General features: G+C 68.2%; 15 protein-coding genes, 5 pseudogenes and 2 CRISPR repeat arrays. Of the genes and pseudogenes, 5 read left to right on the forward strand and 15 right to left on the reverse strand.

Annotated features, from left to right (window positions below; translation table 11 throughout):
• Positions 1-316 precede the first annotated feature (316 nt).
• On the reverse strand, positions 317-1,738 hold the full coding sequence (locus tag AB0E77_RS32835; RefSeq protein ID WP_361578227.1) for a HEPN domain-containing protein: 1,422 nt from the start codon (positions 1,736-1,738) through the stop codon (positions 317-319).
• 307 nt (positions 1,739-2,045) lie between these two features.
• Between AB0E77_RS32835 and tcmP the strand changes: the two genes are divergently transcribed.
• Complete coding sequence (gene tcmP / locus AB0E77_RS32840) at positions 2,046-3,224, forward strand: three-Cys-motif partner protein TcmP (RefSeq protein WP_361578230.1); 1,179 nt, start codon at positions 2,046-2,048, stop codon at positions 3,222-3,224.
• 36 nt (positions 3,225-3,260) lie between these two features.
• Here tcmP and AB0E77_RS32845 read toward each other — a convergent pair whose 3' ends face one another.
• From AB0E77_RS32845 to AB0E77_RS32855, 3 genes and pseudogenes are all read right to left on the reverse strand, one after another.
• The gene (locus tag AB0E77_RS32845) at positions 3,261-4,007 is read right to left on the reverse strand and encodes a phage Gp37/Gp68 family protein (protein ID WP_361578233.1); all 747 of its coding nucleotides are present in this window, start codon (positions 4,005-4,007) and stop codon (positions 3,261-3,263) included.
• Positions 4,008-4,591: 584 nt separating this feature from the next.
• Positions 4,592-4,804 (reverse strand): annotated as a pseudogene (locus AB0E77_RS32850) (hypothetical protein); the annotation flags it as partial.
• A 206-nt stretch (positions 4,805-5,010) separates the two neighbouring features.
• A complete protein-coding gene (locus tag AB0E77_RS32855; RefSeq protein WP_361578236.1) occupies positions 5,011-5,325 on the reverse strand; it encodes a hypothetical protein in 315 nt (104 codons plus the stop codon).
• Positions 5,326-6,788: 1,463 nt separating this feature from the next.
• Between AB0E77_RS32855 and AB0E77_RS32860 the strand changes: the two genes are divergently transcribed.
• Together AB0E77_RS32860 and AB0E77_RS32865 are read left to right on the forward strand one after the other, a co-directional pair.
• A complete protein-coding gene (locus AB0E77_RS32860) occupies positions 6,789-7,931 on the forward strand; it encodes a hypothetical protein (RefSeq protein ID WP_361578239.1) in 1,143 nt (380 codons plus the stop codon).
• A 450-nt stretch (positions 7,932-8,381) separates the two neighbouring features.
• Entirely contained in the window at positions 8,382-9,062 is a 681-nt protein-coding gene (locus AB0E77_RS32865; RefSeq protein WP_361578242.1) for an SMI1/KNR4 family protein, read from the forward strand.
• A 572-nt stretch (positions 9,063-9,634) separates the two neighbouring features.
• Positions 9,635-10,334: direct repeats of the CRISPR family, unit length 29 nt; unit sequence CGGAGCACCCCCGCGTCGGCGGGGAGGAC.
• 630 nt (positions 10,335-10,964) lie between these two features.
• Here AB0E77_RS32865 and AB0E77_RS32870 read toward each other — a convergent pair.
• The 11 genes and pseudogenes from AB0E77_RS32870 to AB0E77_RS32920 form a co-directional block, all read right to left on the reverse strand.
• Positions 10,965-11,324 (reverse strand): hypothetical protein, encoded by a 360-nt coding sequence (locus tag AB0E77_RS32870; RefSeq protein WP_361578245.1) that lies wholly within the window; start codon positions 11,322-11,324, stop codon positions 10,965-10,967.
• A gap of 382 nt (positions 11,325-11,706) precedes the next feature.
• A pseudogene (locus AB0E77_RS32875) lies at positions 11,707-11,886 on the reverse strand (type I-E CRISPR-associated endonuclease Cas1); the annotation flags it as partial.
• Positions 11,887-11,942: 56 nt separating this feature from the next.
• Positions 11,943-12,587, reverse strand: coding sequence for a type I-E CRISPR-associated protein Cas6/Cse3/CasE (cas6e, locus tag AB0E77_RS32880; RefSeq protein ID WP_361578248.1), 645 nt, complete (start codon positions 12,585-12,587; stop codon positions 11,943-11,945).
• Positions 12,584-13,378: a type I-E CRISPR-associated protein Cas5/CasD gene (gene cas5e, locus AB0E77_RS32885; protein WP_361578251.1), complete on the reverse strand. Its 795-nt coding sequence runs from the start codon at positions 13,376-13,378 to the stop codon at positions 12,584-12,586. Before cas5e ends, cas6e begins: the two co-directional genes overlap by 4 nt.
• A pseudogene (cas7e, locus tag AB0E77_RS32890) lies at positions 13,375-14,488 on the reverse strand (type I-E CRISPR-associated protein Cas7/Cse4/CasC). The gene cas5e and the pseudogene cas7e overlap by 4 nt, the downstream one beginning before the upstream one ends.
• Positions 14,485-15,108: a type I-E CRISPR-associated protein Cse2/CasB gene (casB, locus tag AB0E77_RS32895; protein ID WP_361578254.1), complete on the reverse strand. Its 624-nt coding sequence runs from the start codon at positions 15,106-15,108 to the stop codon at positions 14,485-14,487. Before casB ends, cas7e begins: the two are co-directional and overlap by 4 nt.
• A gap of 77 nt (positions 15,109-15,185) precedes the next feature.
• Entirely contained in the window at positions 15,186-16,034 is an 849-nt protein-coding gene (gene casA, locus AB0E77_RS32900; RefSeq protein ID WP_361578257.1) for a type I-E CRISPR-associated protein Cse1/CasA, read from the reverse strand.
• The gene (gene casA, locus AB0E77_RS32905; protein ID WP_361578260.1) at positions 15,986-16,777 is read right to left on the reverse strand and encodes a type I-E CRISPR-associated protein Cse1/CasA; all 792 of its coding nucleotides are present in this window, start codon (positions 16,775-16,777) and stop codon (positions 15,986-15,988) included. Before casA (AB0E77_RS32905) ends, casA (AB0E77_RS32900) begins: the two co-directional genes overlap by 49 nt.
• Positions 16,778-16,939: 162 nt before the next feature.
• Positions 16,940-18,910, reverse strand: coding sequence for a CRISPR-associated helicase Cas3' (gene cas3, locus AB0E77_RS32910; protein WP_361578263.1), 1,971 nt, complete (start codon positions 18,908-18,910; stop codon positions 16,940-16,942).
• Positions 18,911-19,172: 262 nt separating this feature from the next.
• Positions 19,173-19,829, reverse strand: a pseudogene (locus AB0E77_RS32915) (HD domain-containing protein); the annotation flags it as partial.
• A 119-nt stretch (positions 19,830-19,948) separates the two neighbouring features.
• A CRISPR array of direct repeats spans positions 19,949-21,437; the repeat unit is 21 nt; unit sequence CCTCCCCGCCGACGCGGGGGT.
• A 44-nt stretch (positions 21,438-21,481) separates the two neighbouring features.
• Positions 21,482-22,681 (reverse strand): hypothetical protein, encoded by a 1,200-nt coding sequence (locus AB0E77_RS32920; RefSeq protein WP_361578265.1) that lies wholly within the window; start codon positions 22,679-22,681, stop codon positions 21,482-21,484.
• Between the two features lie 432 nt (positions 22,682-23,113).
• On the opposite strand from AB0E77_RS32920, the gene AB0E77_RS32925 reads away from it, so the two are divergent.
• A complete protein-coding gene (locus AB0E77_RS32925; protein ID WP_361578267.1) occupies positions 23,114-26,203 on the forward strand; it encodes an NACHT domain-containing protein in 3,090 nt (1,029 codons plus the stop codon).
• A 134-nt stretch (positions 26,204-26,337) separates the two neighbouring features.
• A pseudogene (locus tag AB0E77_RS32930) lies at positions 26,338-26,625 on the forward strand (hypothetical protein); the annotation flags it as partial.

Here is a 26,625-nt window from a genome sequence, read left to right on the forward strand (position 1 = left end):
GAGGAAGGCACGGGCGTCCACGTCCTGCCAGGCGCCTCCCACCTTGCGGGCGATGCCGGCGACGGCCCCGAGGTGGCTTCCGCTGCGCTCCAGCCGCCGGGGGTGCTGCGCACCCCCAAGGCCGGCCCCGCTGCGCGGGTCGGCCAACGGGCCTTCGGCCCGGGCCGCAAGAGGGGAGGCGTGGCGGGGGCGGGTGACTCTACATCAGATGAAGCACCATGTAGCTTTGGCAGAATCGGCCCACCCAGTGCTTCAAACTGTGGGGCGGATCCATTCTGGAGACAGTCCACGCCTCCGCTTCGCGTGGACGGGTCGGTCAGCTCTCGTTCCCAGTCACACCAAACCATTCAGGGAAGCTTTTCCTCATTCGTCGCTCGGCGTTCTGCAGCCCCCAATCATGACGCAACGCTTGACGACATTCTTCTGCTGTGAAACCGAGTTGACGAAGCAATACACTCTCGGCGAACAGACAGGCCGTTCTAAGCAATGCGACCATTTGCTCTACGTCGTATTCATCATTCGAATTCAATACGTGACCAATCCCGTCACGGACTCTTCGAACCGCCTGAATCCACTTTTCCTCATCTCCTACAATATCAGCCATAAAATGGTCTGTGAACTGAAGCAACTCACGCCCGCGGAACACGTAAGACTTTCGGTGGCCGTATTGAATGACACTTGCCAGCCACCCGTGGTGATCTGGAGCCTCCTTCTTGACGGCTGAGAGGATCACCCTATTCCTAGCGCGGTCCTCTTCTGTCTTCTCCTCATAGTGCGGATTCAGGCCTCGATGCAGTGCTTCGATCGCTGAGGCAATCGTGAACATCTGCTGCTGCAGATATCCTCCTACCTCAGATCGAAGAGAGAAAATCCAGTCGCATGCGGATGCCAGTCTGGCCTGCTGCGCGTACCAGTTAGGGACGACGACGCCGAACTCAACATTGGGTGGGAAATGACTGCTGTTCATACCGAAGCGCATATGCTCGCGGATCATCGGCTTACCCGGTTGTTCCTGGTCGCCCCTCTTCCGGCGAACGTGGTAGAGCTTGACGGGCCAGGTTTCTCGCCATTCTTTGGTTTCATCATAGTTGCCCACCTGGAGAGAGAACGCTTCGCAATGCCGACCTGTGGCCAGGGTAAGCAATTGTTCGAGCGGCCTAATGAACCTCTGCTCCAAGTCTTCAAGAGCTACTCGTTCCTCGATTTTGAGCTCAATCAGTTCATGGCTGGTGAACCCTGCATCCGTCAGTAGGCCTAGGTGAGATGTGGTAACTCGTCGCAGTGATACCTCGCATCCGGGAATGTTGGCTACCAGGCTTGGTAGATCGAGTGCCTCGACCATTCCGTCGGAATGCTTATACGCGACGCGATTGGCCCACTGATCCAAGTTGTACAAACGAAAGTAGGCACGGTTGAACCTACATTCTCCCTCGTTAAGGACATCGTGACCGATCAGTGCTGTATTTGCGACGAACCTGTTCTGGGTTTCCTCACCCCTACCATGACTAATCCTGCTTCCGCTAGTGTAAAAGGCGTCCAGTAGAGTCACGCCGACGCCCATACACCTGCCGTGTATGACGGAAGGGCTCCGCTTGGCTATGCTGCTCTGACCGGATGAAATATTTTCATAGACAGCGAGCTCTGGGTGGTTTAGCTCAATTTCCAGGCTGCCGTGCATTACTTGCTCGGGGTCCTGAGGGAGCCACCACTGCCCGACGTAGGTCTGCTCGTTCTGCATAGGTCAAAGCATAAGTGGCGAAGGATGCCACATCTCCCAATTTCTTGTTCGGCGCGACTCTGCAGTGGTCCGGGACGCCGGCTGTTGATGCTGTCGCATGCTGGCAGCCGCCTGGTGTACAGCGCTGGCTTGGTCGACTCACTCGATCGAGGTATGTCTGGAAGCAAGGGACGGTCCGTAGGTCTCTGCACCGGTACAGCACCCCAGAACTCGGACAGCTGGCGTGATGGGCCTCTTGTCGGATTCTGGCGGGTAGCTGACTATGCGTTACAGACGAGTAGTTGAGCCGTTGATGGAGTGGGGGACCATGTCCACGGGAACGGGTGGGGGTTACTGGGCGGACAAGGCTCTGCCCAGCGTGTTCAAGCACGAGTTGCTGAAGCGCTATATGCCTCAGTTCGGTGGCATGACGGCTTCACAGACTCGGGACAAGCGTGTGGTGTACCTGGACGGCTACGCAGGTGAGGGCCGCTACGAGAACGGTGATCCTGCTTCGGCAGAGATCGCCCTCCGGGTCGCCTCCCACTTCCGTGCCCAGCACGGGATCACTGTGGAGTGCTTCTTCACGGAGGCGCAGCAGAAGTCGTTTGATCGGCTTCATCAGGTCGTCGAGCAGTATCGGGCCGGCGGTGTGCTGGCGCATGCCCGCCGCGGTGAGGTCGATGAGGTCCTCGATCGTGTGGTTCAGCGGGCTGCTGGCGCGCCGCTGTTCCTGTTCCTGGATCCGTGCGGGCTGGTGTTGCCTCAGGATCGTCTGGTGGACGTGTTGGCCCGGCAGCGGCGTGAGACGAAACCGCCGACGGAGCTGTTGATGAACTTCAGCATGATGGCGGTGTGGCGGTTGGGCGGGCACGTGCGCTCTCCGCAGGGCAACGAGAGGTCGTTGCAGCGTTTCGACGATGTGTGCGGCGGCACCTGGTGGCGGGAGTACTTCGCGGAAGCTGCTGCCCCGAAGGCGAAGGAGGGGGCTGCTGAGGACGCCATCGAGGCCGTGGCGGCTGAGTACTCCCGCCTGCTTGAGGAGCGCACCGGCATGTTCGTGCAGTCGGTGCGCGTCTCCCACGATGCGCACAAGCGGGCCGTCTACCGGCTGGTCTTCGCCACACGCAGTCAGTACGGCTTGTGGGTCTTCGGCGACTCGGTGGCCCGGGCCCGTGACGAATGGTGGAAGACGCTGGATGCCCGTGAGGAGAGCGAGGGGAAGCTGGCGCTGTGGCCCATGCGTCCGGACCCGAAGGAGGTCACGGAACGGGCGGTTCCCGAGATCGCGAAGAACCTGGAGGAGCTGTTGCTGCGCACCCGGGGCCCGGTCAGGCTCGTGGACCACACGCTGGAGATCTTCGGGGACTTCTACGGGCAGGTGACCGAGCCCGCGGCGCGCAGATCAGTGCAGCGTCTGCATGGCGAGGGCAAGACACCCAGCAATGGTGTGGGTGTGAAGCGGACCCGTGAGATCAAGGTCTTCCCGGGAAGACTCGTCGCCTGACGTGCTTGGGCCGTGCGGCATGCCGTCCGGTCCCGCTCATACGGCAACGGGCAGCGGCATCTGGTCCCAGGTGCGGCCGTGCAATTCGCGGCCGCCTGCCTTCGGTGTGCGGCCGCCCCACTGCTTGAAGAAGAACGCGACGCCAGCCTCCTGACAGGTGTCTCGGATGCCGGTGACCCAGGCCTCCTCCAGGGGCCGGTGACGTGGTCCAGACTCGCCGCCGGCGATGACCCAGTGAATGCCTTCGAGGGTGAGTCCGGGCAAGGGGCCGAGGAGCGGCTCGCAGGAAAGGAACCGAACTGCGGCAGGGACTTCACGCAGGTCGTCGACGCGTGCCAGTTCTTTCTCGGTCTCGATGGAGACGCCCATCCACAGGTTGGCCGGCCACTCGAGCTTGTGGGCTACCTGGCGCAGGCGGCGGGCTCGCTTGGTCAGGACCTGGTAGGTGTGCTGCGGAGTGTCGGCCATGACTTGGAAGACTTGGCGGACGAAGTCCAGCGGCACCCGGGCGTGGAAGAGGTCGGACATGGAGTTCACGAAAACCACCCGTGGGCTCTTCCAGCCGTAAGGGACGGCGAGGGCGTCGGGGTGCAGGGTGACGCCGAAGCCGGGCCCGGAGGTGCGAGGGTCGCCGTCGTTCTGGTACTTCGCCGCTCCCATGGCTTTCAGTCGCTTCGCCAGGGTGAGGGCGTAGCAGTTGTCGCAGCCGGAGGAGACGCGGTCGCAGCCGGTGGTCGGGTTCCAGGTCGCCTCGGTCCATTCGATGGAACTGCGGTCGCTCACTGTTCTCCTCCTGCTGCCGTACCCAGGGCACCCCGCCCACGACTGCGGGCTTGGCGGTTGTAGTGCCTAACGATGCCTTTGCGGCGGGCGTACTGGGACGCACAGTCCGGCATTCGCAGGCCTTCGATCGCTTCTCGGAACCATATTCGAACGAACGTTCCCAACTTAGTGGGCAAGGAGCATGCAGTCGATGCCAGGGGAACCGGTCAACACGGTGGCCGTTGAACACGGTGGCCGCTGGCACGAAGCACCGCTCTTGGCGGCAGTGTGGCCGCTTATGTCAATCGCAAAAGCGTACGGGTAGCGTACGGATCACGTATGTATGGCGTGCCACACGAGCCCGCACGGCCAGGATCGGCCGCTTGAGTCCGCCGTCGGCGCGGCAGAGCTTCCCGCAGGGCAGCGTTCTCCCCTCATCAGCAGCGGGACGTCATGGTGGAACCGGGGCTGGTGGTGGAAGTCAGCGATCCGGCCACGTCGGAATCGCGTGGTGACGTGCACTTCGGGTCGCGCAACAGCAGGCCGCACCCCCGTACTCCTGGTCGACCGAGGCGCGGCGGGTCACGCGGCCCGGACGGCTCGCGGGCGCGGACCAGCTGGCGCAGCTCGGTGCGCGCCGCCGAGACCGAGGGGGCGGTCTCCCAGTAGGGGTGCCAGAGCAGCCGTCCGGACAGGCGCATGAGGCGGCGCCGCAGGGCGGTGGTGTCGCGGGGGCGGGGTGCGGCGAGCGCGTCGTAAGTGGCGTTCCAGGCGGCTTGTGTCTGCACCAGGTCGTCGGGGAAGTCGGTCGCGTCCATACTGGTATTAGATCGCTTGTTCGAATCTGGTGTCACATCGGACACGCCGCGACCGGAGCCGTGGTCGGGGTCGCGCCGGGCGGTCGGCCTCATGGCCGGGCCCGTCTGCTCCCGCAGCGGTGCGCCCCTGCAGTAGCGACAGCCGGCGCAATCCGTTGCGCCTCGGGTTCAGCCCGCGGCCGGGGTGTTCCCTCATCATCCGGGAGTCAGCGTCGAGCGGACCCGTCCTCGGCTATCTGTGCTGCTTCCAAGAACGCTTGATGGCGTGCTGTTCCTGCCGGATGCCGACGGGCCGCCATCCGCAGCTCGTCCGCCACCTTCCGTCGCGTCTGAGCAGCCTCCCGGCCCTCTTCCGTGATCCGGAGACCCTTGCCCAGGTAAACGGTCAATGCGCCGATGATAGGAAGGAGGAGCTCCTCGTCCGGATCGCCGATCCGCCAGGTGGATCTCCCCAGGCCCTCGCGGGCCGCGGCGAGCATGGCATCGAGGACGGGGCGCACGTCGTTTCGAGAATCGCTCATGGCGGGCGAGCCTACGTTCCCTCCTCCGCACCGTGATCCGCACAGGCGCGGCAAGGCGAGTACGGCTCACGGTCACCGGCCCGCAAAACCAGCGCCGACTCGAACAGGGACTGGAGGAAAAGCAGCTGCTCCTGGGTGAAGGGCCAGGCGCGGCCGCGCTACGACGGGCTTCTTCGGCAGCGGCCGGCCCTAACCGCCGTTCGGCGCACCTGATGCAGAAGCGTTCGGTCACCACTGGAGAACGAGGCGGCCGGCGAGCCGACACGTCTCGCCCTTATGGCCGGGGGGCCTGGTGTCTTGCTCCGTCCTGCCCGGTGCGGAAGGCCGCCACGCGGCTCGGCACGTGTCGTGTCGCGTCGATCGCATCGGTCATCGACGCCAACCCGGCGGCCGTCGCCTGGGCTCCGCCGCACCGCACCCGGCGTCTACCCACGGTGGGTACTCACCATGGCCTTATCCGGCGGGTACCGCGGCGCCTAGCTTCCTGTCGCGGAGCAGCCGCTGCCGCAGTCCGTTCGTTGAGATCGAGGAGGGGGTCGTGAGCCCACCCCCCATTGCTCCCGTGTAGTCCAAGTCGCCTTTCCAGTAAGAGCGCTGGCCAGTGCCGGGTTGCGCGGCTAACCCCCGCGTCAAGCACTCTGTGCCCCGCTGTCTGGGACGCCTGCCCAAGACGCAAAGGGCTGAGGCTCCATGCTCCGCCTCCATCGCATGCGGACCGTCCGTGTGCTCGAACCGAGGGGGGACCACGTGTCCACGCTTGCTCTGCTCGTCCTGCTGCTCCTGGTGCTCGTCGGCGTACTTGTCATCGGTGGCCTGGCCTACCTCGTCTACCGCCACCCCGCCCTCCTGGGCCCGGTCTCGGTCGCTGTGACCGCGGCCGGTGTTCTGGGCGGCCTTGTGGCCGTGGCCGCGCAGGCCGGGACGAGTGAGGCGGTGCCGGCCCCGGCGACCGCCCCGGCCCGGCCCGGCGGCTCACCTGCCGTGGTCGGCATCGTGGTCCAGGTCCCGGCTGCCGTGGCCGTTGCGGGGGTGCCGCCCGCAGGGGCTGGCGTCGTTAGTGGCTGGCTTGGCAGCGGACGCCGAAGGTCTGTGGCCCTGGCTGCCGGTCAGCTCGCTGAACACAGGCCGGGGCCCACGGACGGCGCCCAGGACGCAACACGCGAGTGGACCGGCCGGTCCGGGCGGGTACGGTACTCGTCGACGCGGACATCGCCGCGCGGGAGCATCTGCCGTCCCCCGACGCGGCTGTGGGCACGAGGGTGACCGGCTCAGCGCAGCCTCGTTGAACACGGCATCGCGTGCATGAACTTCCGACCCCCCGCGGATTACGCGAGCGCCCCCCGGGCCCGTCACCGGCCCGGGGGTCGAGGCCTGTTCGCCACACGAAGCAGGCGGTGCCCCCGCCCGGTGATCACCGCCGGTGGAGCCGAACGCGGATCCGGTGATGCCGATAGCCTTGGATCATGACCGAGCCCACTGCTGGACTGCCACCGCTGGTCGCAGCTCACCCGGACAACCCGTCCGTGATGATCGACGTGCACGGCGCGCACGTGGCGGGACCGGGCAGTCTGCGCCAGCCGGGCGTCATGCAGCAGCGGGTGTACGACCCGGGTCGAACCGTCGAACACCCCGGCAGCGAAGTTCATTTCCCTCCGATCAACAACGGCCTGGACTACCTCATCAGCGTGGTCGAGCACCTTGAGGCCGGCGATGAGCGGGTAAGCGCCCGGGATCTGAAGTACGCGGTGCTGCATCTGGCCGCGGGAGCCGAGGTTCTTCTCAAGGCCCGGCTGCAGCATGAGCATTGGTCGCTTGTGTTCAAGGATCCGGCCCGTGCCCTTCGCGACGAGCTCGTTAAGGGCACACTGCTCAGCTGCAGCCCCGAGGAGACGGTCACCCGGCTGCGGAACATCGCTCGCGTCCCGATCGATGCTGGGGATGCTGCAGCCTTGAAAAAGCTCGCGGAACACCGCAACGCCCTCCAGCACTACGGGCTGATCGGAGAGTCGGCTAACGCACGAGCGGTAGAGAGCAAGGCGGCCGAAGTTCTGGACTTCCTCATCCGGTTCCTGGACGAGCAGCTCCTCCCGACCCTGGGTAGGGACGCCCGCGAGGCGCTCGACGTCGACATGGAGCGGATCCGCGGAGGTCTGCTTCAGATCCGCAGCTTCGTGAAGAAGCGACTGCAGCGCCTCCAAGGCGTCCTGTCCGAGCACCGTGAGCTCACGGTCGAGTGCTCAAACTGCGGCCAGTGGACCCACCTCGTACGGCCCGATCCGGACGAGAGAGCACTGCTGGTGAGTTCCTGCCTGTTGTGCGGAGCGCAGATGCTCTCCGACTCGGCCGCGGTTTGCTATGCGGCAACGATCCTGGGCTTGGACCCGTGGCCCCTGGACGGGTCGGCGCCAGCTACGGAAAAGTGCCCAGCTTGCGGTGGTTCCGACACCTTGGTTCGCGGAGTACGCACACTCGCGGACCCTGAGCGGCCGGTCGCCTTCTGCTTTCAGTGCCCCGGTGAGGTACGAGAGCTGCCCGAACTCCGGGCCCCTGCGACAGACTTGGCGCATCCTCAGGCCAGTGCAACGCCGGGCCAAGAGGGGGTGTGAGTGCGCCTGCGCCCCTCGCGTCCGAAAGAACCGATTCGGGGGTCCTGCATGGCCGAGCACCCTACAGAGCGGCCATAGCGCCCCTCGTTACCCTTTTCGTGGCTCCACAATGGAGCCTCCGGCCTTCGGGTCCGGCATGGCTTCCCCCTCCTGTCGGTCATGATCCGGGAGGTGCTGTCACCGGGTCCGGAGGCATCGACGTCTTCCTCGGCCTAGACGTCGGCAAGAGCGAACACCACGCCACCGCCGTCACCCGGGCCGGGAAAAGGCATTCGACAAACGCCTGCCCAAGCTGTTCGCGATCCCCCTGCCGGGGGACCGGGCCCCGGCGGTCGTCGAGCGCGTCGACATCTGAGACCTCGGTAACCGCCCAGGGCCCGGGTCTGAGCCCGTCAGGACCGCAGCAGTGCGCCTCACCCGGGTGTCGTTGGTTGCACGTACGGTCTGCGCATGACGGATCAGTGGTGGGTGGGCGTGCGTCAGCGGGTCGAGGCGGCGGGTGCAGGGCCTTTTGGCAGCAAGGTGTTCGGGGCATTGGGGCACCAATGGATCGTGGAGGACCCACTTACCCAGAGCGAGCTTGCCGAGCTCGAGGATCAGACAGGCGTGCGGCTGCCAGAGGAGTACCGGACTTTCCTGCTCCACGTTGGCGCGGGCGGCGCTGGCCCCGCGTACGGCCTGTTCCCGGTTCGACGCGTGCAAGGCCGCTGGCGTTGGGAAGGCGACGGCGCGGATCTGGCCGACCTGTCCAGGCTTGCCGAGCCGTTTCCCGACCAGGGCCCGGACCCGGGGCTGCTCGACGAGCTTCGCGCCCAGCGCCCCCAGGAAGAAGACTTCGACGACATCGAGGACTTCGACAACGCCTTCGAGGCGTGGGACGAGCGGTGGGAGGACGTCATGTTCGCCCCGGAACGCACCGCCGGCGCCATCGTGATCTCCCACCTGGGATGCGCCCAGAGAGAGTGGCTGATCATCAGCGGCAGCCACCGCGGCACGATCTGGTCCGACTTCCGAGTGGACAATGCAGACCTCGCCCCGCTGCTCGACGACGACGGTACGCCGGTGACGTTCGCCCGCTGGTACACCGACTGGCTGGAGAAAGCCGAACGCACAGCCCTGTCGGCACCGTAGGCTCTCGGTCTGCGAGGTTGCGGTACTCACCAGCTCCATCGCCCATGCACCGGCGCCGAGACGGGGCCCCTGGCCGCTCGGCTGAGCGGAGCTCGTCACTGCTCAGCCGCGCCGACACGTACGCCATCCGCTCCCGCTCCGTACGCGATACGTACGGTTAGCAGCGGAACGCGGATAAGCGGGAGTTCGCCCGCCGCAAGGACGGGGCCGCGCGCGGCGGCGGGCCGAGCTGCGGACGGCGCCCCCGTTGCCGGGGTGCCGCCCGCAGGGCCTGGCGTCGTCTCGCCAGCGGTCGGGCTGAGGGAGGTAGGCAACCGGCCAGGTCCAGATGCTCGCCGCAGCGCCAGCGCCGCGGCGAGCGACGAACACCAACAAGGTCGGCTTCCCACACCACCAGCTCCCCGTCCGTACCGGCGTCGTCGGGGAGGTACGCGAGTGCGGCGGGCCGGATCTCCGGTAACGCGGCCGTCACGGCCCGACCGTTCACTGTCGTCGCTACCTCCTACGCTGAGCTCCCCAGCCCACGGTCGCCAGGACGGTCACGACGAACCCTTGAAGTCCGCGCCGCGGGTCGGAGCACCCCCGCGTCGGCGGGGAGGACGTGCCGCCGGTGACGTTGACGCTGTCGGCGGGCGGAGCACCCCCGCGTCGGCGGGGAGGACGCCCCCAACCTGCCCGTATGCGCATTGCTCATCGGAGCATCCCCGCGTCGGCGGGGAGGACCAAGTGGCTGTCTGGGGTGCCTGACTCCACGTCGGAGCACCCCCGCGTCGGCGGGGAGGACAGCCACGGCAGCAGCTCCGGATCTCCCTCGCCCGAAGCACCCTCGCGTCGGCGGGGAGGACCTGGCCTCCTTGACGAACTCCGGGACGCGCTCCGAAGCACCCCCGCGTCGGCGGGGAGGACCGGTCGGCCTGCTCCGCGATCTCCTTGTGGTGCGGAGCACCACCGCGTTGGCGGGGAGGATCTCTTGATGATGCCGGTGAAGGTCTGGATGTCCGGAGCGCCCCCGCGTCGGCGGGGAAGACCGCGTCACCGGGCAGCCCTTCTCCTTCACCCACGGAGCACTTCCGCGTCGGCGGGGAAGACCAAGTGGGCGACCGGATCGAACCCGCCGGCGTCGGAGCACCCCCGCGTCGGCGGGAAAGACCGAGGGCCTGTTCACTGAGGGAGCCTGATGGACGGAGCACCCCCGTGTCGGCGGGGAAGACCTCGGTCGCCCCCTGGAGACTGCTGACCTCATCGGAGCACCCCCGCGTCGGCGGGGAGGACTTCAGCCACGCCTACGCGTCGATCACGACGGCCTTGGCGCGGGTCATGAGGCCCACCACTACTCCCCTACTGCTCCAGGCCCCGCGCCTGTGATCAGGGTACGGACGTCCTGGCGGATCGTTCCCCCACCCAGGGGACGAACGTAGCGTTCCCGGCATATCGAGGTGGTGGCGCGTAGGGCGCCATCTGGCGAACGGTGGCGAATAGTCGGATGGCGCCCCTGGCGCGCGCGTGGCGAATACGCTGCTGACTGGCGGTAGAAGATCCACGCTGCCACAGGCCCCTTCGCGTCCCGACTTTGAATCGATGGACGACAGAAAGGGTGTCGCCTGTGGGCGATCAGGATAAGAAGCCGTGGTGGCGAAGGACCCCGAGCTGGCTCCTCAGCGCGGCGTCGCTCTGTGTGAACGGTGCTCGACTTGCCCTCGAGCTGTTCAAGAGCGGACCGCACTGACACGGACCCTGCTCAGGGATCCTTCATCCCGGGGGCGCTCTTCGGAGCGCCCCCCTCCTTTATCTCGCGGTTACGCATCTGGAGACGCGCTAGGCGAACGGTCCCCAATGTATCTGCGTGGATTGAGTCAGTCAGCGTCTTCGGTCAGAGTTCCCTCAGCCGAGATGACTTTTACATCACCGGCGTCCCCGTAGTCGCTGGTCGCTGTAATGCTGCGTGCCCAAACCTGTTTGAGTTGGGTCTGCCAACTCGGTCAGAGCGTGGACGGCTGCGTCCATGCGGTCTGGAGAGTCCATTCCAGGCAGCCAGGTGACCATCTGCGTCTCCAGTGCCGAGAACTCTGCGCAGTGGTGGACCAGGCCTGTCTCGTACAGCTGGGCAATCGGTTCCGCGCGGAGCCGCTTGCCCTTCTTGGCTGTGACTTCCACGATCCGAGGCATCGGCCGGCCGCCGGTGCGGTTCTGCCGTTCGAGTTCTGCCCAGGCCTGGACGACGTTCTGGCGGGCCATGTCGCCGCCGTAGTTCGTCTCCACCACGATGGCGTCTGCCTCCAGTTCGAGGGCGAGGAGGCAGGTCTCGCGGCCCGGGCGGAGCACCCCCGCGTCGGCGGTGAGGGCTTGCCGAGCTTGGCCTGCGCCGCGCGGAGGGCCGGAGCACCCCCGCATCTGCGGGGAGGACCTCAGCCGTGGGCTCGGGCCCGGGGGCGGTGGGTAGAGCACCCCCGCGTCGGCGGGACTTCGTCGGCGGCCGGGACCCAGGTGGCGCGGGCGGAGTACCCCCGCGTCGGCGGGGAGAACGCGGCGTGCCCTTGGATCCACCCGGTGTACGTCGGAGCACCCCCGCGTTGGCGGGGAAGGACCTGCTCCGGGTGCTGATGGACGGGGCCGTGCCCGGAGCACCCCCGCGTCGGCGGGGAGGACTGCTGGTACTGACACCGGGGCCCAGGAGCAGGCAGGACAGAGCGACCGTAGGGATGTAGACGAGGTCGGTGCGGTTCTCGTCGATGCGGATCTGCGCTCATACCCCGGTGTCGTCCTGCACCATGCGGACCATGTCCAGGTAGAGAAAGGACAGGGAGTCCGCGACGCGGGGGAGCATGGCCAGGGTGGGGGCGGCGAGGCGTCTGCGTGCCTCGCCGCCCCGCCGCGGGTGGTTCACGCGGTTCTCGCTGGTGCCAGGCTGAGCAGTCCCGCACCGTACGGTTTTCCTCGTCCGATGCCATGGACGACGGCATTGTGGAGGGCGTCGGGATCGGTGACGGTGGCGGTGCCGTCGTAACGGAGCAGGCTGTGCCGCATGCCGGAGGCATTGTGGCCGCGAGGGTGGACCGGCTCCATGGGGGTCAGGACGTGGACGTCGAGGCCGGCTTCGGTGGCCCGGCGGAGCCACCACTGGTCGGCGTCGGAGCCGCTGAGTGGCACGATCCGTCCCCGCTTGCCCTTCTGCTCCAGGGGGAGCCGTTCCCTCTTGGCAGGGTTGAGGACGATGCGGTAGCGGACGGCGAGTCCCTTGCGCAGTGCGGTGAACATCGGGGTGAGGCTTTTGACGTCAGCGTGGCCGTATCCGGTCGGCAGGCGGGACGGGTCGAGCTGTGCGGCTTGGGCGAGGAGGGTGCTGGCGGTGTCGGTCTCGTCCAGGCGGTACAGCAGGCCGGCCTGGTGGCGGGGGGCGTCGCCGAGTCCGTCGGGGACCATCCGCATGAGGGTGCGGTGCATCTGGGTGGCGTCGCGCAGGTCTCGCTGGACGTCGCGGCTGTGTGGGTTGAGGCGGATGCGTGCGATCACCGGGTGGTCGTTCATGCACTTTCCTCGAGGTGGGCGTAGTCGATCAGGCGCTGCATCAGGGTGTGCGGGGGGCCGGCGAGGGATTGCGGCACGGGTACTCGGGTGCGGTGGATGCGGCGGCCGGTGTGGCTGCGGCTGTGCGGGGCGAAGCTGACCGGTACGTCGTTCACGTCGATGACGTCGTGTCCGGGCTCGTCGGTGCTGCTGGTGGGCGGTGGCTGTTCGGAGAGGAATTCCACGGCGATCGTCTGGTTTTCCTGGCCGTTGCCGTCCCGGGTTCGTGGTGCGGGGCGGCTGAGCGGTACCCGGGTGCGGAGTTCTTCTTCGGGGTCGTCGACGTGGCGGCGCAGGAGGAACGGCTCGTCCGGGATGCAGGAGCGGCGGCCCAGGTAGGGCGCCCAGTGGGGGCGGGAGAGGGCGGCTGCGAGGCGTTCGATGGTGGTGTCGTCGGCTGCGGTGACGGCGACGACGAACACGGCGTCGGACAGGTAGTGGCGGCTGGTGAGGACGGCGGCGCCTTTGTTGCTGCCTGCGCTGGTGGCGGCGGTGCGGTCCTTGGGGAATCCGCCGCCGACGGTGTGGTAGTCGACGAGCCGGACGCCCGGCCGGTCTACGCGCACGGTGAGCCGCAGGTCCTGGTAGCGGTCCAGGCCGCCCTCGTCGCGGCCGATGCCCTCGGCCGCGGCGAACATGCCGATCAGTGCGGAGCGGGTCGGGAAGGGCGCGGTGTCGCGCACCGGGGTGAACGCGGAGCGTTCGCCCCAGGACTGCAGGGGGCCGGCCAGGCGCAGCAGGAGCCCGCTCACGGCTGGTCCTGGGCGGCGGGTACGGCGGCGTCGACGGCTGCGTCGATGAGCTGGTTGAAGGAGTCGTGGGCGGTGCCGAGGCCGGTGTGGTGTTCGGCGGGGTTGATGGTGGTGTGGCCGTGGAAGCGGCGGTGGTGGTTGCCGGTGAGGCGGTTGAGGTTGCCGGCGTAGGCGTCGAGGGCGTGGCGGGAGGGCTGGGAGAAGCCGCCGTGCTGGTCTGCGGTGACGGGGGTTTCGAAGGCGGCGGCCAGGGACAGCGGCCGGTGTTCGCGGACGGCGAGGTAGGCCAGGTCGGGGACGGTGTGCGGGCGGTGCTGTTCTTCTTGGCCTGCGGGAGGGAGAGCAGGAAGTGCTCGGCGAAGGAGCTGAGTACGGTCCGGGCGGCCTTGATGTCTCCGTCGAGGCTTTTCAGCAGGTCGGCGACGTTGACGGTCGCGTAGCGGTAGAAGACGCCGGCGCTGAACTCTGCGGTGTCGAGGTGGCCGCTGCCGGTCTCGGCCTCGCCCAGCCAGTCGTCGACGGCGGTGAAGTAGTCGCGCTGGGGCTCGGCGGCGTGCGTGGTGAAGGCGTGGGCGACTTGGGCCGCCCCGTCCACGTTGGCGTCCGGGAGTTCGGCGAGCATGCGGCCCAGCAGACTGATGGAGGCCGTGCGGCGCTTGAGGATGGCTTCGATCGTGTCGGGGGGCAGGACCTGGCCGGGCTTCTTCTTGCCCTGGGCCGCCTCCAGGTCGGGTCGGTGCTCGGCGCACACCGTGGCCAGCTCGTCGATGGCCGCCTCCGGCAGGAACAGCAGCACCGAGGTGTGGCCGGCCGCTTCCGTGCCGATGCCCTTCTTCCCGGCGCTTGCGGCGACCTGCGCTCCGGCGAACGCGGCCAGCCCGTCTTCTCGAGGGCGCGCTGTACCTTGGCGGGCACCAGGCGGGTGCGGGCGGCCTTTTCCCCGAGGTCCTGTTCGACGCCGAGGCGGATGACCCGCTTCCAGGACTGGCTGGAGACGCGGATACGGGGCGCGTTGCCGTAGCGGACCTGCTTGGGGGAGCCGAGGTCGTCGCGGTTGAGGTTGGCGGCGGGTACGGACTGCAGGGCGCTGAGGTCCAGGTAGAGGGTCATCGGGCGTTCTCCTCGGCCGAGTCGGCAGGGTCGGTGGTGCGAGTGGCGGTGCGGAAGTAGCTTTCGAGCCAGCGGGTGGCGATGCGGTCGCGGCTGCGGTTCCACCAGGCGAGGTCCTCCAGGAGGACCGCCCAGTCGATCGTGATGCCGGCGGCCAGGAGCTGGCGGGTGAGGGCGGGCAGGTACGGGTGGACGGCGTCGCTGCTCTGGCGGGCCATCAGGTGGAGCGCGCTTTCGGCGGAGTTCTCCTTGAGGACGCCCTGGGCGACGGCCTGGCCGAGTGAGGCACCGATGTCGGGGCGCTCGTACCACGGCAGGGCGGGGTTGTGGTGGGGTGCGGTGTCGCGGGCTGAGCGGGGCCGTGCGGCGATCAGTGAGGCCACCGCGTAGTAGGCCCGCCGGACATCGGCCTGGTGCGCATCGTCGTGGTCGCGCAGCCACGGCACCAGGTAGCGGTGCATGTAGGTGCACCGCTGGACCGGCAGCCCGAGCCCGCGCCGCAGGGCGGCGCGGGCCTGCGTGGAGGCGCACACCTGGTGCAGGTAGGTGACGAACCGGTCCGAAGAGCGGAGAGTCGAGGAGGTCGGCGGTACAGGCGCCGCCGGCACGGAATCGGTCATGAGACGTCCCTGTTGCGGGGAAGGGGTGTTGAGATGAACAAGCGCCGGCCATGCCGGCGCGGGCGCAGCCGTGCGGTTCAGTGCCTGGTGGACGGCTGCAGCAGTGCCAGCAGGAGGCCGCGGGCGCGGTGACGGGCGCGCGCGACACGGATGTCCGCTCGGTTGGCCTGGCCGATGGCCTCGTCGAGAGCGGCGAGGGCTACGTCGACGAACGGCCTATCGACCTGGGTGGTGGCGTGGCCAGGCTCGGTGAGCTGCCAGAACGCCGTCTCCGCGGCCGGCCAGTACCGGGCCAGGGCGGCAGAGGCCCATGGGCCCGGCTTGCGGGCCTCCAGCTTGACCTTGGCTTTCGGTGAGGGGTCGACGCTGGTGTCGGTGGCGACCTTCCAGGCGATCCGCGCGGCGAAGTCGAGCCGGTCACCGATGGTCTCCGCCGCGGTGTGGCAGCGCTTGATGTGGTGGGCCATCTGAGCGTCGTTCTCCTCCTGCCACTGCAGGACCTGCGGGCTGGTCGCCCGGAACCAGACGCTGTCTTTCTGCTGGCCGTCCTGGTCGAAGCCCCAGGCGCGCACCCGCAGCCGCGGCAGCAGCCACCTGGGCAGGTGCTCGAGGGCCAAAGGGCGCTGGGAGCCTTGACGGCTGTCCTTCAGCAGCAGCGAGTCGAGATCCCGCCACAGGGCCCGGGCCCCGTCGGCCTCCCGGGGCTGGAAGTTGCCGTCCTTGCGCCGGTCGAGGATCTGATACGGGTCACGCACCGTCTGCGGCGGCTCGTGCGTCGACCAGGTGAGGTAGGCGTCGCTCACCGTCCGTCCGTCCTCGGACGGCACCAGAAGTGCGGCGTGACGGAACCGGCCGGTCAGTATCCGGCCCGGCCACGTCAGCGGCGGCAGCGGCTCGAGGGGGGGGCGTTGAGATCGTCCTCCCACGGGCAGGCGTCCTGTGCCGCCCAGTCGGCCTCGGACCGGGGGCTCGGCACCGCGAGCACCAGCGTGGTGAACAGGTCGGGCCCCCACGGGAAGTAGGAGACGGACTTACGCAAGGGGGCCGCGTCCGTGCTGCCCGTCCGCTCCTCGGTGATCCTGCGGGGCGTGCACTGCCCGGACGGCCCGTAGTACAGCTGTGCGATCAGATGCCAGGCGGCCTCGGCGGCCGGCACCGGCACCGGTGCGGTGTCGGTAAAGTGCCCGAACAGCACCGCCCCGTTGACTCCCGTCGGGCGGCCCATCACGAGCTTGTTCACCCCGGACGGGTTCGGCGCCCCTTTCGCGTCGACGCACTGGGCGCGCAGCCGGGGATCCTGCAGGAAGGGCCGCTCAGGATGGAACAGGTCGAAACGGCCTGCCAGGTCCTCACGGTCGAAGTAGTCGTCCACCGCCTGCGGATCGAACCGGCCCGCCTTCAGGACGCGTTCGCGCAGATCGGACCAGTCGTCGATGTCCTCCGCGACGTCCGGATCATCGAGCCGGTCCTCGCCGTCGGTGGCGATCCGTGCCGTCATCGGCGCCAGGATCCGCATCAAGCCCGCCGCTGCCGGCGGCACCGGGATCTCCAGATCCTCGATCTCGTGCGCCCGCTTGAACAACTCGCGCAAGCCCACGCACGCCGGCTCTCCGGTCAGTAAGCGAACCGCGATCCACGGCTTGGTGCGCAGGTCGAATCCCCCACTCACAGCTCATCCCCTCCCCAGCTCCACACCCGGTGCCACGACGCAACGGCACGGCAAAGCCCCCCGGCAGCCGTGCTCTGGCGTCGTTGGGGCATTCAAGCAGCCGCCACCGACAATGTGCCCGGACCTGCGAACTTCCGGCTCAACGGCGGGCGGTGACTGGTATCAGCGGCGGAGCAGACCGAGGTCTGTGTCCAGGCGCAGGGCCTTGCTCCCGATCTTCACCGCACGGGTGTCCCCGCCCTGCACGGGCTGGTGAAGAACCCGCAGGTCAGCGAGCATGGGGTGTTCCGACCACGTCGTCGGCGGGGCGACACTGCCGGGATCGGCTTCGGCGAACCAGTCGGCGCGGACGGCCATGGTGCGGCGCATCACCTCCCGCACCGCCGCGACCGGCATGGTGCCGTCCGGCTCGGCCTGGGGAAGCGGTCGCTCACCCTGCAGGTCCAGGGTCACCCGGCCGTCCTCCTGGACGTAGGCGCACAGCAGCCGCACCGAGTCCGCGCCGAGCCTGGTGGACACCTCCCACTCGTCCTCTTCACCGGGCAGGTCGTGCAGGTCGTGCAGCGCAGAGACACTCCGCGCGCGCGGGACGGCGAGCAGGCCGGCCATGCTGCGTTCCGCGATCTCTTTGCCGCGGTGCGCTGTCCAGGCCTTCGCCTCGCGGCCGCCCGGGCTGTCCCAGTCGAACAGGTCGTTGTCCCCGTGAACCGTCTCGACCAGGTCCTGCACGTCGCCCGGGATGGCGATGGTCCGGTGGTCGACTGCGGCGAGAGTGCGGGAGGTGGTGGCGAGAAGGTGTTCGGAATACACCTCGCCCCACTGCCGTGGTGTCCTCCCGCCGCCCGCGACCGGGTCGAGCACGACGAGTCGCGGCCCGCCCGCCCAGGCCGGGCGGCCGCGGCCGTCGGGGTAGCCGTGCCGTGCCCAGTGGTTTTCGTGCCGCCAGCACCGCCCGGCCCGCTGCAGCAGCAGCGACAGCGGAGCGAGATCGCTGATGACGATGTCCGCATCAAGATCCAGTGACTGCTCGACCACCTGGGTGGCCACCACGATCCGGCGCAGCGGACGCGGTCCGCTGCGGCCCAGCCCTCCGGTGACCTCCCGGGTGCGGGCCTCGCGTACGTCGCCGGGGAAGCGGGCGTGCAGCAGCGGCACGCTTCCGCCCTGCGCGTGGGAACGGCGGTCGAAGCGCTCACGGAGCCTGAGGTAGGTGTCCTGCGCGTCTCCCACGGTGTTGCACACCACCAGGGCAGTGCCGCCCTCGGCCCCGCTCAGCGGCTCAAGGATCCGTTCGATCACCGCCAGCCGGTCCCGGCCACCGCCGGAAGTGTGGACGACCGGTTCCACGACGACCTTCAGGTCCATGCTCCGCGCACGCGCCTGCTCCTGCTGGCGGGCAGCCGAGATCGGGGTGGCCCGGCCGCTGTCCCCGTCCACATACAGCCACCCCGGGTAGGGTGCAGGGAACGTCCGGCTGCTCAGGGCACGCGACTTGTGGCCGGCGCCCTGCAGGTACTCCTTGATCAGCCGGTCGCTGACCGACGCCGGCAGCGTCGCCGACAGCAGGATCACCGGCACGCCGTACGCCCCGAGCCAGTTCAGCAGCCGGCCCAGCAGCACCTGCATGTACGGGTCGTAGGCGTGGGCCTCATCCACGATGAACGTCTTGCCCGACAGGGCCAGCAGCCGCAGCGCGTTGTGCCGCACCGGCAGCACCGCCATCAGCGCCTGGTCGATCGTGCCGACGGCGAACTGCGCGAGCAGCGGCCGCTTGGGCCCGCGCAGCCACCGCTGCGGCCGCAGGTCCGCCTCCGCCCGCCGCTTGCCCTGGCCCGCCTCGTCACCGTCGCAGGTCAGCACCGGCTGCGTCGTCAGGTCCTCGTCGGTGTAGGCGCTGTTCAGCCAGGCCATGCTGTGCACCAGTGTCAGCTCGGCCTCCGTACCGGACTGGCGCAGCAACGCGTCTGCGACCCGGCCGTGCATCTGATCGCTGGTGGCCATCGTCGGCAGCAAGAACGCATACCCCTGGGTGCCGAACGCCTCGGACAGGACCCGCTCGGCCTCCAGAGCCGTCTCGCTCTTGCCGTCCCCCGGCGCCGCGGTGACCAGGAATACCGCCCCAGCTCCCTTCACAGACCGCCTGGCGCAGCTCGTCCATCACTGACCGCTGCAACGGATTCGGCTCGCCCGCAATCCCGTAGGCCTGAGCGAACTCCTTGCGCTGCAACCGCACCCGGGCCAGCCCGGCCCCGGACAGAAGACGGGGCGCATCCTGCAGAGAGCGGCGGAAGTGATCAGCCAGCGACGCTTCGAGCCGCCGCTGCCGCTCGCGAAGATAGTCCTCCTGGCTGACCAGCCAGTCCGCGAGAATGACCACCCCCGTCACCAGCACCGCGGCCGGCGCTTTGAACCTTCCCGGCGCCTGCGGCGCCCCCAGCGACTCGAACACCGCCGCGGCGTGCGCCGTCCTCTGCCGCGCCCAGGCAGCCCCACCGAGAAACGCCGGAGCAACACCGTCCCCGGCACGGTGAAACCGCCCGTGATGGCCACCGACAATCTCGGCCAGGCGCTCCGCGGCCCTCAGATCCCCCTCTGCCACGAAGTCCAGATCCGCCAGCACACCTCTCACACTGTGCAGGCCGGCCACGTCATGCCCGAACCGTTCCGCGCTCATCGCCGCACGGTCACCGCCCAGCCCCGCGCTGAGGTACCGGCTGCCGCGCACGGAACAGAACTGGAACCCCGACAGCTTCCCGAGGTCATGCAACCCGGCACACAGCCCCACGACCGCCCTCGCACGCTCGAGCCGGCCTGCCAGCCCCATCCCCTCGGCTATCCGCACACGCTGGTTCTCCGACAGGTAGGCATCCCACAGATGCAACGCCATCGCCGCCGCGTCCAGCAGATGCCGGACCAGCGGATACGGCGGCAGCCCCGGATCCAGACCCCGCGACTTCCCCCACACCGACTCATCCGGCGCTTCCCACTCCCCCACCAACCCCGCCCCCTCACACCCCAGCCACACGCCGAGCCCCACCACCAGAGCCGGCATTCAACCACCCGTCACCGACAGCACCACAGCAATCCAGCCGCCGATAAAGTGACGCACGTGAGAACCCACCTCAACGTAAACGAAAAGCAAAGCGCTTCCTGAACCCCAGGTCAGGAAGGGTCCTCCCCGCCGACGCGGGGGTGCTTCGGCGCGCACCTCCGGGTCGGGGAGGATCCGTTCGTCCTCCCCGCCGACGCGGGGGTGCTTCGCTCCGTTCCCGCGGACTGGCCAACGCACTCGTGTCTCCCCGCCGACGCGGGGGTGCTTCGCCCGCCGGCAGCACCTCGACCCCGAGCGCTCCGTCCTCCCCGCCGACGCGGGGGTGCTTCGACGTTCGACCCGTTGGAGGTGTTGCGGGTCCTGCCCTCCCCGCCGACGCGGGGGTGTTCCGCACGGGAAGTACCAGGCCCGGGAGACCGAGGCGTCCTCCCCGCCGACGCGGGGGTGCTTCGTCGAGGAGGTCGCAGACCGCGAGGTCGGCGTGGTCCTCCCCGCCGACGCGGGGGTGCTTCGGAGCCGCTGGACATGGGTGGGGCCATGTGGCCGTCCTCCCCGCCGACGCGGGGGTGTTCCACGGGCCCACCCCGCGGCACGGGAACTGTGGCCGTCCTCCCCGCCGACGCGAGGGTGCTTCGTACGCGACGCGGGCGCGGGGTCTGTGGGAGGCGTCCTCCCCGCTGACGCGGGGGTGTTCCGATCCTCGCCGGATCCGTGGACGCAACCACGCTGTCCTCCCCGCCTACGTGGGGGTGCTTCGTCCCCGTCTCGGGGCATCCGCTGTATCCCCTCGTCCCCGCCGACGCGGGGGTGCTTCGCAGGCATTCGTTGACGTCATCGGCGGCCAACCGTCCTCTCCGCCGACGCGGGGGTGTTCCGCGAGGGCTCCACAACTCCGCCTGATCGGCGTCGTCCTCCCCGCCGACGCGGGGGTTTTCCGTCGAACTTGGCCCACGCGCGGCGCTCCTCGGCATCCTCCCCGCCGACGCGGGGGTGCTTCGACTCAACAAAGTGAGGCCGCACATGTGTTCGCGTCCTCCCCGCCGACGCGGGGGTGCTTCGGAGGCACAGGACGCCCGGGAGCAGATTGCGGCGTCCTCCCCGCCGATGCGGGGGTGTTCCGCATCTGGCGCGCTCCGCCTGGCGGCCGTCGGAGTCCTCCCCGCCGACGCGGGGGTGTTCCGCGCGCGGCGACGTCCTCGCCGACGAGGGCCTGGTCCTCCCGGCCGACGCGGGGATGCTCCGCCGGGCAATCAGATCGTTATCGGTTTCGATGGGTCCTCCCCGCCGACGCGGGGGTGTTCCGCCGATCACCGGCGGCACGTTGACGTTTGCCCTGTTCTCCCTGCCGACGCGGGGGTGCTTCGCGGAACCGACGCCAGTGACGATGCTGGTGACGGTCCTCCCCGCCGACGCGGGGGTGCTTCGCTGCACGTCGACACGGTCAAGGCCAAGGGCGCGCCCTCCCCGCCGACGCGGGGGTGTTTCGCCCAACGGCGAGCCCTCGTTGAACAAGGACGGGCCCTCCCCGCCGACGCGGGGGTGCTTCGGAGCTGTGCGCGAAGGACGTCGACCCGTCAGCGTCCTCCCCGCCGACGCGGGGGTGTTCCGTCCATCAGAGCAGTTCGGCGAAACTCGGCGGCCCTGTGGGTCACTCAACCGCCGACTGCTTGTCTTTCGCTGCGCGGTCCCCCGGGCCCAGCACTACCCCACCAGCGCACCAGCGTTCTCTGCGTGCAGCCTTCGCTGCCGGCGACGCCCCACGTCGAGGCGTACTCCACGGCTTTGGTGCGCGTCGGTGCGGCATTGCTAGAGCCGCGAAGGGCGATGCACGTCGCAGCGCCAGCCCGCTGGGTACAGGCGTGCAGGCTGCCCGCATGGGGTGGTGCCTGCCTCGCAGGACTTCGTCGCAGGAATCGGCACGCGGGTGCGCTGCTGCGGCACGGCCGGCAGATGGTTTTGGGCCGCCGTCGCACGAGAGTGCCCATTCCCTTCCTCCGCTGGCCTGATGCGAGCTGGTCGACCCTGCCGTGGTGTTCTGTCCAGCGCCGGTAGTCGTTGGCGGATGTCCAGAATCCGCGTCGGTCCAGCGGTAGAACCGGCAGTACGCTGCCCGCTGGCGCCTGGCGGATGAAGTCGTCGAGGGTGATGTCAGTCGGTTGCGTATCGATATGAGTGCGGCCGCAGCCGGCGAAGCGCCCGTCGGGACAGCGGTAGCCATCGCGGGCCGTGCACTCCCAGACGATGACCTTGCGGAAGCCACCAAGAACACGGAGCTCGTAGCGCGGGTTCTCAATCTGCGGACGTCGGGCCTGGTTGGAGCGGAGCATGGCTACGCGTGCGGCGCCAGCGATGATCGAACTGTCCGTATGCCAGGCGACGGCATCCCGCTTGGCGGCGAGGGAGCGCCGCGTTCGCTCCGTGGCGCCGTACCCCTGCTTGAACGGGGAGTGCTGCATCTCGTATGCGACGTGCCGGGAGCCGAACAGAAGGACGTCGGAGCGAGTGCGGCCGTCGGCTGCGCGAGCCTCGCGGGTGGTCCGGAAGCCTTCGTCCGTACCGACGCGCTCCACCCGGTCGCAGTACGCCTTGTGCTCGTCGCTTTCCAGTGCCTGGTAGGGGTGGTCGCCGGCCTCCCCGGGCTGATGGGAGACAACGCGGGAGCCGTCGGCCCGGGTGTACGTTCTCATCCAGTGGGTGACGTGATCGTCGTCCCAGCACCATGCACACTTCACCAGCTGACGGCGGGTGGAGTTGCGGTTATCGACAACCAGGCGAGCCCAGTCGTGGTCGCTCATCTCCGATGCGTCGACCTTGCCTCGTCCGTCGGTGAGGTAGACCAGGTTGTTGTGCACGTCAGATCTGCTCCTCTGTGCCAGGTGAGGGATTGTGCAGGCGGGTTTCTCCTTGGTGCGATGCTTGTGACAGTTTGGCAGGGTGCACTGACAAGTACCCCAGATGAATTAACACTTGGCGGGGGATCGACTGGCACGGCTGGTCGTCGACGGCGCCGGTGTGCAGGTAGGTCTGGGCTTCCGGCCGGCCTCAAGGCATTGGACCGTGGCATTGAGCTGAGTGCCTGGCGGCTTCATGGCGTCAGCGATCGCAGGCCCAGCCAGTTGCGGGTCGTGGATGCGGAACACACACGTTCTCCCCGCACGTGGGAGCAGGGTGGCTGACGTCCTGTCTTCTGCACCTGATCTGCGCCCATCTTCACGAACGCCGCCAAGCGGTGCCGTCAATCTGCATACGATGCCGTCCGTCCGCGGGAACCGGGGGGGGCGGGAATGCACGGGCTTGAAGCGGTAGTAGTCCGGCTGGCGACGACGGTGGTCTCCGTAGTCGCGAAGTCGATACTGACGGCGAAGCCGGGGGCGGGGTTGGTAGCGGATCCGCTGCGCTCGCTACCCAAGCCGGCAGGGACCGAGAAGCTGGCTCGTGTCCTCGTGGAGCGCATCACGACTGCGTACACCTCACTGCCGGAGCACGAGAGATTGGCTGCGGTGGCAGCCGTCCAGGACACGTTTGCTGCAGCAGGTCCGCTCGATGCGGAACGTTTGTTCGCCTCGGACCTCGATCCCGCGCGCCTGACCGGCGAGCTGCGGCGCCCCGTCACCGACCTCGCCGAGCGCGCTCGCGACTTGTACGGGGAGCTACTTGGGTTGTGCTGTGCGCACCTGATGGAACAACTCACGGCCCATCCGACGTTCGCGGCGCGGGCTGCGGTGGAGCACACGCGTCGGACCGGGACGTTGTTGCGGACACAACAGGCCGTTCCGGGCCAGGGTGGGGACGCCGCCGCTCACGGCTTCGAGCAACGGTATGCGGATTTTGTTGCCGGTACGCACTCTCGGTTGGAGCTGTTCGGCGTCACCCTGGGCGGCCGGAGCCGTGCAGAATGGCCGCTGGACACCGCTTATATCAGTCTCGCGGTGAACGACGAGCGTGCTTATGAGCCTCACCGAGAGGGTCTCGATGTCCCGGGCACCACTCGGGCCCCTGTAAAGGTGGAACAGGCGCTCGTCGACTGCGACCGGGTGGTGTTGCGGGGGCCCGCCGGGTCGGGGAAGTCAACACTGGTGCAATGGCTGGCGCTCAACGCGGCCCGCCAGAGCTTCGGCTCGGGGCTGGAGGACTTCAATCGCTGCATTCCGTTCGTATTGCGGCTGAGGTCCTTCAACACTCCTGACGGCTTGCCCATGCCGGAAGACTTCCTGACTGCTTCAGGCGTTCCGTTGCGCGCACCGCAAGGATGGATTGAGACGCACCTCGCCAGCGGCCGGGCGCTGGTGCTCGTGGATGGGGTCGACGAGGTGCCGCTGCGGCTGCGTCACCGCACGGAGCAGTGGCTGAGGTCGCTGATTACCGCATTCCCACGAGCACGGTATGTAGTGACAACCCGTCCTTCGGCAGTACCGGAGGACTGGCTGACTGCGCAGGGATTCACGGTGCACACGCTGCTACCGATGGAGCGGGATGACATCCGGGCGTTCATCCGGCACTGGCACGACGCTATGCGGCGGGAGTGCGCGGATTCCGAGCGGGGATCCCTCGAGCGGTATGAGGCAGGCTTGAATCAGGCGGTGACGACGCGCCGCGATCTGGGCCGGCTGGCGACCAACCCATTGATGTGTGCCCTGCTGTGCGCGCTGAACAGAGACCGTCGCATGCAGCTGCCACGGGCGCGCAAGGAGTTGTACGACGCGGCTCTGGACATGCTGCTAGTCCGCCGGGACACGGAGCGGGAGATCACCTCGGTGGAGGGGGTGTCCCTCTCTCGGGAAGAGCAGACCGCTCTGCTGCAGCGACTGGCCTATTGGATGATCCGCAACGGCCAAGCGGAGGTGGCACGGACCGAGGCCATCACGATGCTGGATGAGTGGCTGACCGCCATGCCGCAGGTTCGAGATCAAGGTGACGCAGACCAGGTCTTCTCCCACCTGCTCATCCGCAGTGGTGTGCTGCGCGAGCCAGTCCCCGGCTACGTCGACTTCGTGCACCGCACCTTCCAGGACTACCTGGGTGCGAAGGCGGCCGTGGAGACCCGCGACTTCGGCGTTCTGGTCCGCAACGCTCATGACGACCAGTGGGACGACGTCGTGCGCATGGCGGTGGGGCACGCGCGCCTGGAGGAGCGGAGTCGGCTGCTGCGGCAGTTGCTGCGCCGGGCTGACAGGACACAACGCTACCGCCAACGTCTGGTGCTCCTCGCTGCGGCAAGCCTCGAGCACGCACCGGAACTCGACCCTGCGGTGCGACAGGAAGTACAGGCCCGGGCCGCCGAGCTGGTTCCTCCTCGATCCACAGCGGAGGCCGAGGAGCTCGCCAAGGTCGGAGAACTGGTTCTGGAGCTGCTTCCCGGCCCCGGGGAACTTGACGGCTCCTCCGCGGCCGCGGTGGTAAGGACCGCGGCCCGGATCGGCGGGGATTCCGCCCTAGGGGTGTTGGCGCGGTTCCGTACAGACAGCCGACTTGCGGTGGCCACAGAACTGGCGGCCGCTTGGCCCTCCTTCGACGCGAAAGAATACGCAGACCAAGTGCTGTCCGCGCTCACGCCTGACGTGTATGTGGTCTTGAGTACGGCCGCACAGCTTGCTCAGCTTCCGCGGCTATCGAACCTCAAGCACATCTATCTGACAGGGCTCCAGGGGCTCCCACCCGAGGTACTGAAGCAGGCCGGGTTGGAGTACCTGTGCATCACTGATGACCGCTCGCTGAGCGATCTGTCACCCTTGGCACAGCTTCCCAATCTCAATACCTTTGCCATCCTCGGCTGCCCGAACGTGCAGGATCTCGAATCCCTGCGCGGTCTGCGTCTCCGGAAGCTCTACCTTCACGATCTCGCACACGGGATGTCCCTCGCCCCCCTGGCCGACATGCCCGCTCTAGACCACCTGACCCTGGGCTTTCCCGCCGACGTCACCCGGGCCGGAGAGATTCCCGCCGGCCCTCATCTCAGTAGCCTGGGATTCACCACAAATAGCCAGGGCATCACCCTGGAGGGCTTGAACCGCTGGCCGTCACTCAACTGGCTCATCATCGTGGGCGACTCCCAAGGCAGACAGCTGGGTCGCCTTCACCCCCCGCTTCAGATCGAGCACCTCAACATCGAACAACAGTCCACCCTTGACCTCTCCATCGTGCAGCGCTACCAGACGCTGACCAGCCTGTCTCTTCGTGACTGCACACTGCACTCCAGCCTCGCCGCTCTCCGCGAACTTCCCCACCTGACCCGCCTAAACCTGTGGGACTGCAAAGGACCGATTGACCTGGCACCGCTCGCGGACCTGGACAACCTCGCTGTCCACATCAATGGCAACACCAACGTCACAGGTTTCGAATGCATCCCTCCCGAGCGGCTCAACCCCTTGGGATGACCGGGCTGTCTCAGAGGCCGTTCTCTTTCCGAACCTCATGTGGCATCTTCGCTGGTCAGGCATGAAGGAGCCGCTGTCGCGGGAGCCTCGGTTTGTTGCCGGGCGAGGTGTCGTGGAGGTGGCGGATGCCGTCGATGCGGGCGGTTCTGGAAACGCGGCAGAAGGCCGCAGCCGCGCAGGTGAAGCAACTCGAAGACGAGTTGGAACGGGTGCGGGCGGCTCTGGCGGACGCCGAGGAGGTGCACCGGCGCCGGGTGATCGGCCTGGAGCAGTACTTGGAGGCGCTGGCCGAGGAAGACGCACCCGCCGACGTGGCCGGTGAGGTGCCGCGGAAGAAGCCGGTCGGACCGCGCCGGGCGGTGCCTCACCGGCGGCACGCCGCCGAGGTGGAAGAACTGTCGCCGGACTATCAGGCGTTGATG

It is taken from the genome of Streptomyces sp. NPDC032940 (assembly GCF_040636935.1).
Taxonomy (GTDB): Bacteria; Actinomycetota; Actinomycetes; order Streptomycetales; family Streptomycetaceae; genus Streptomyces.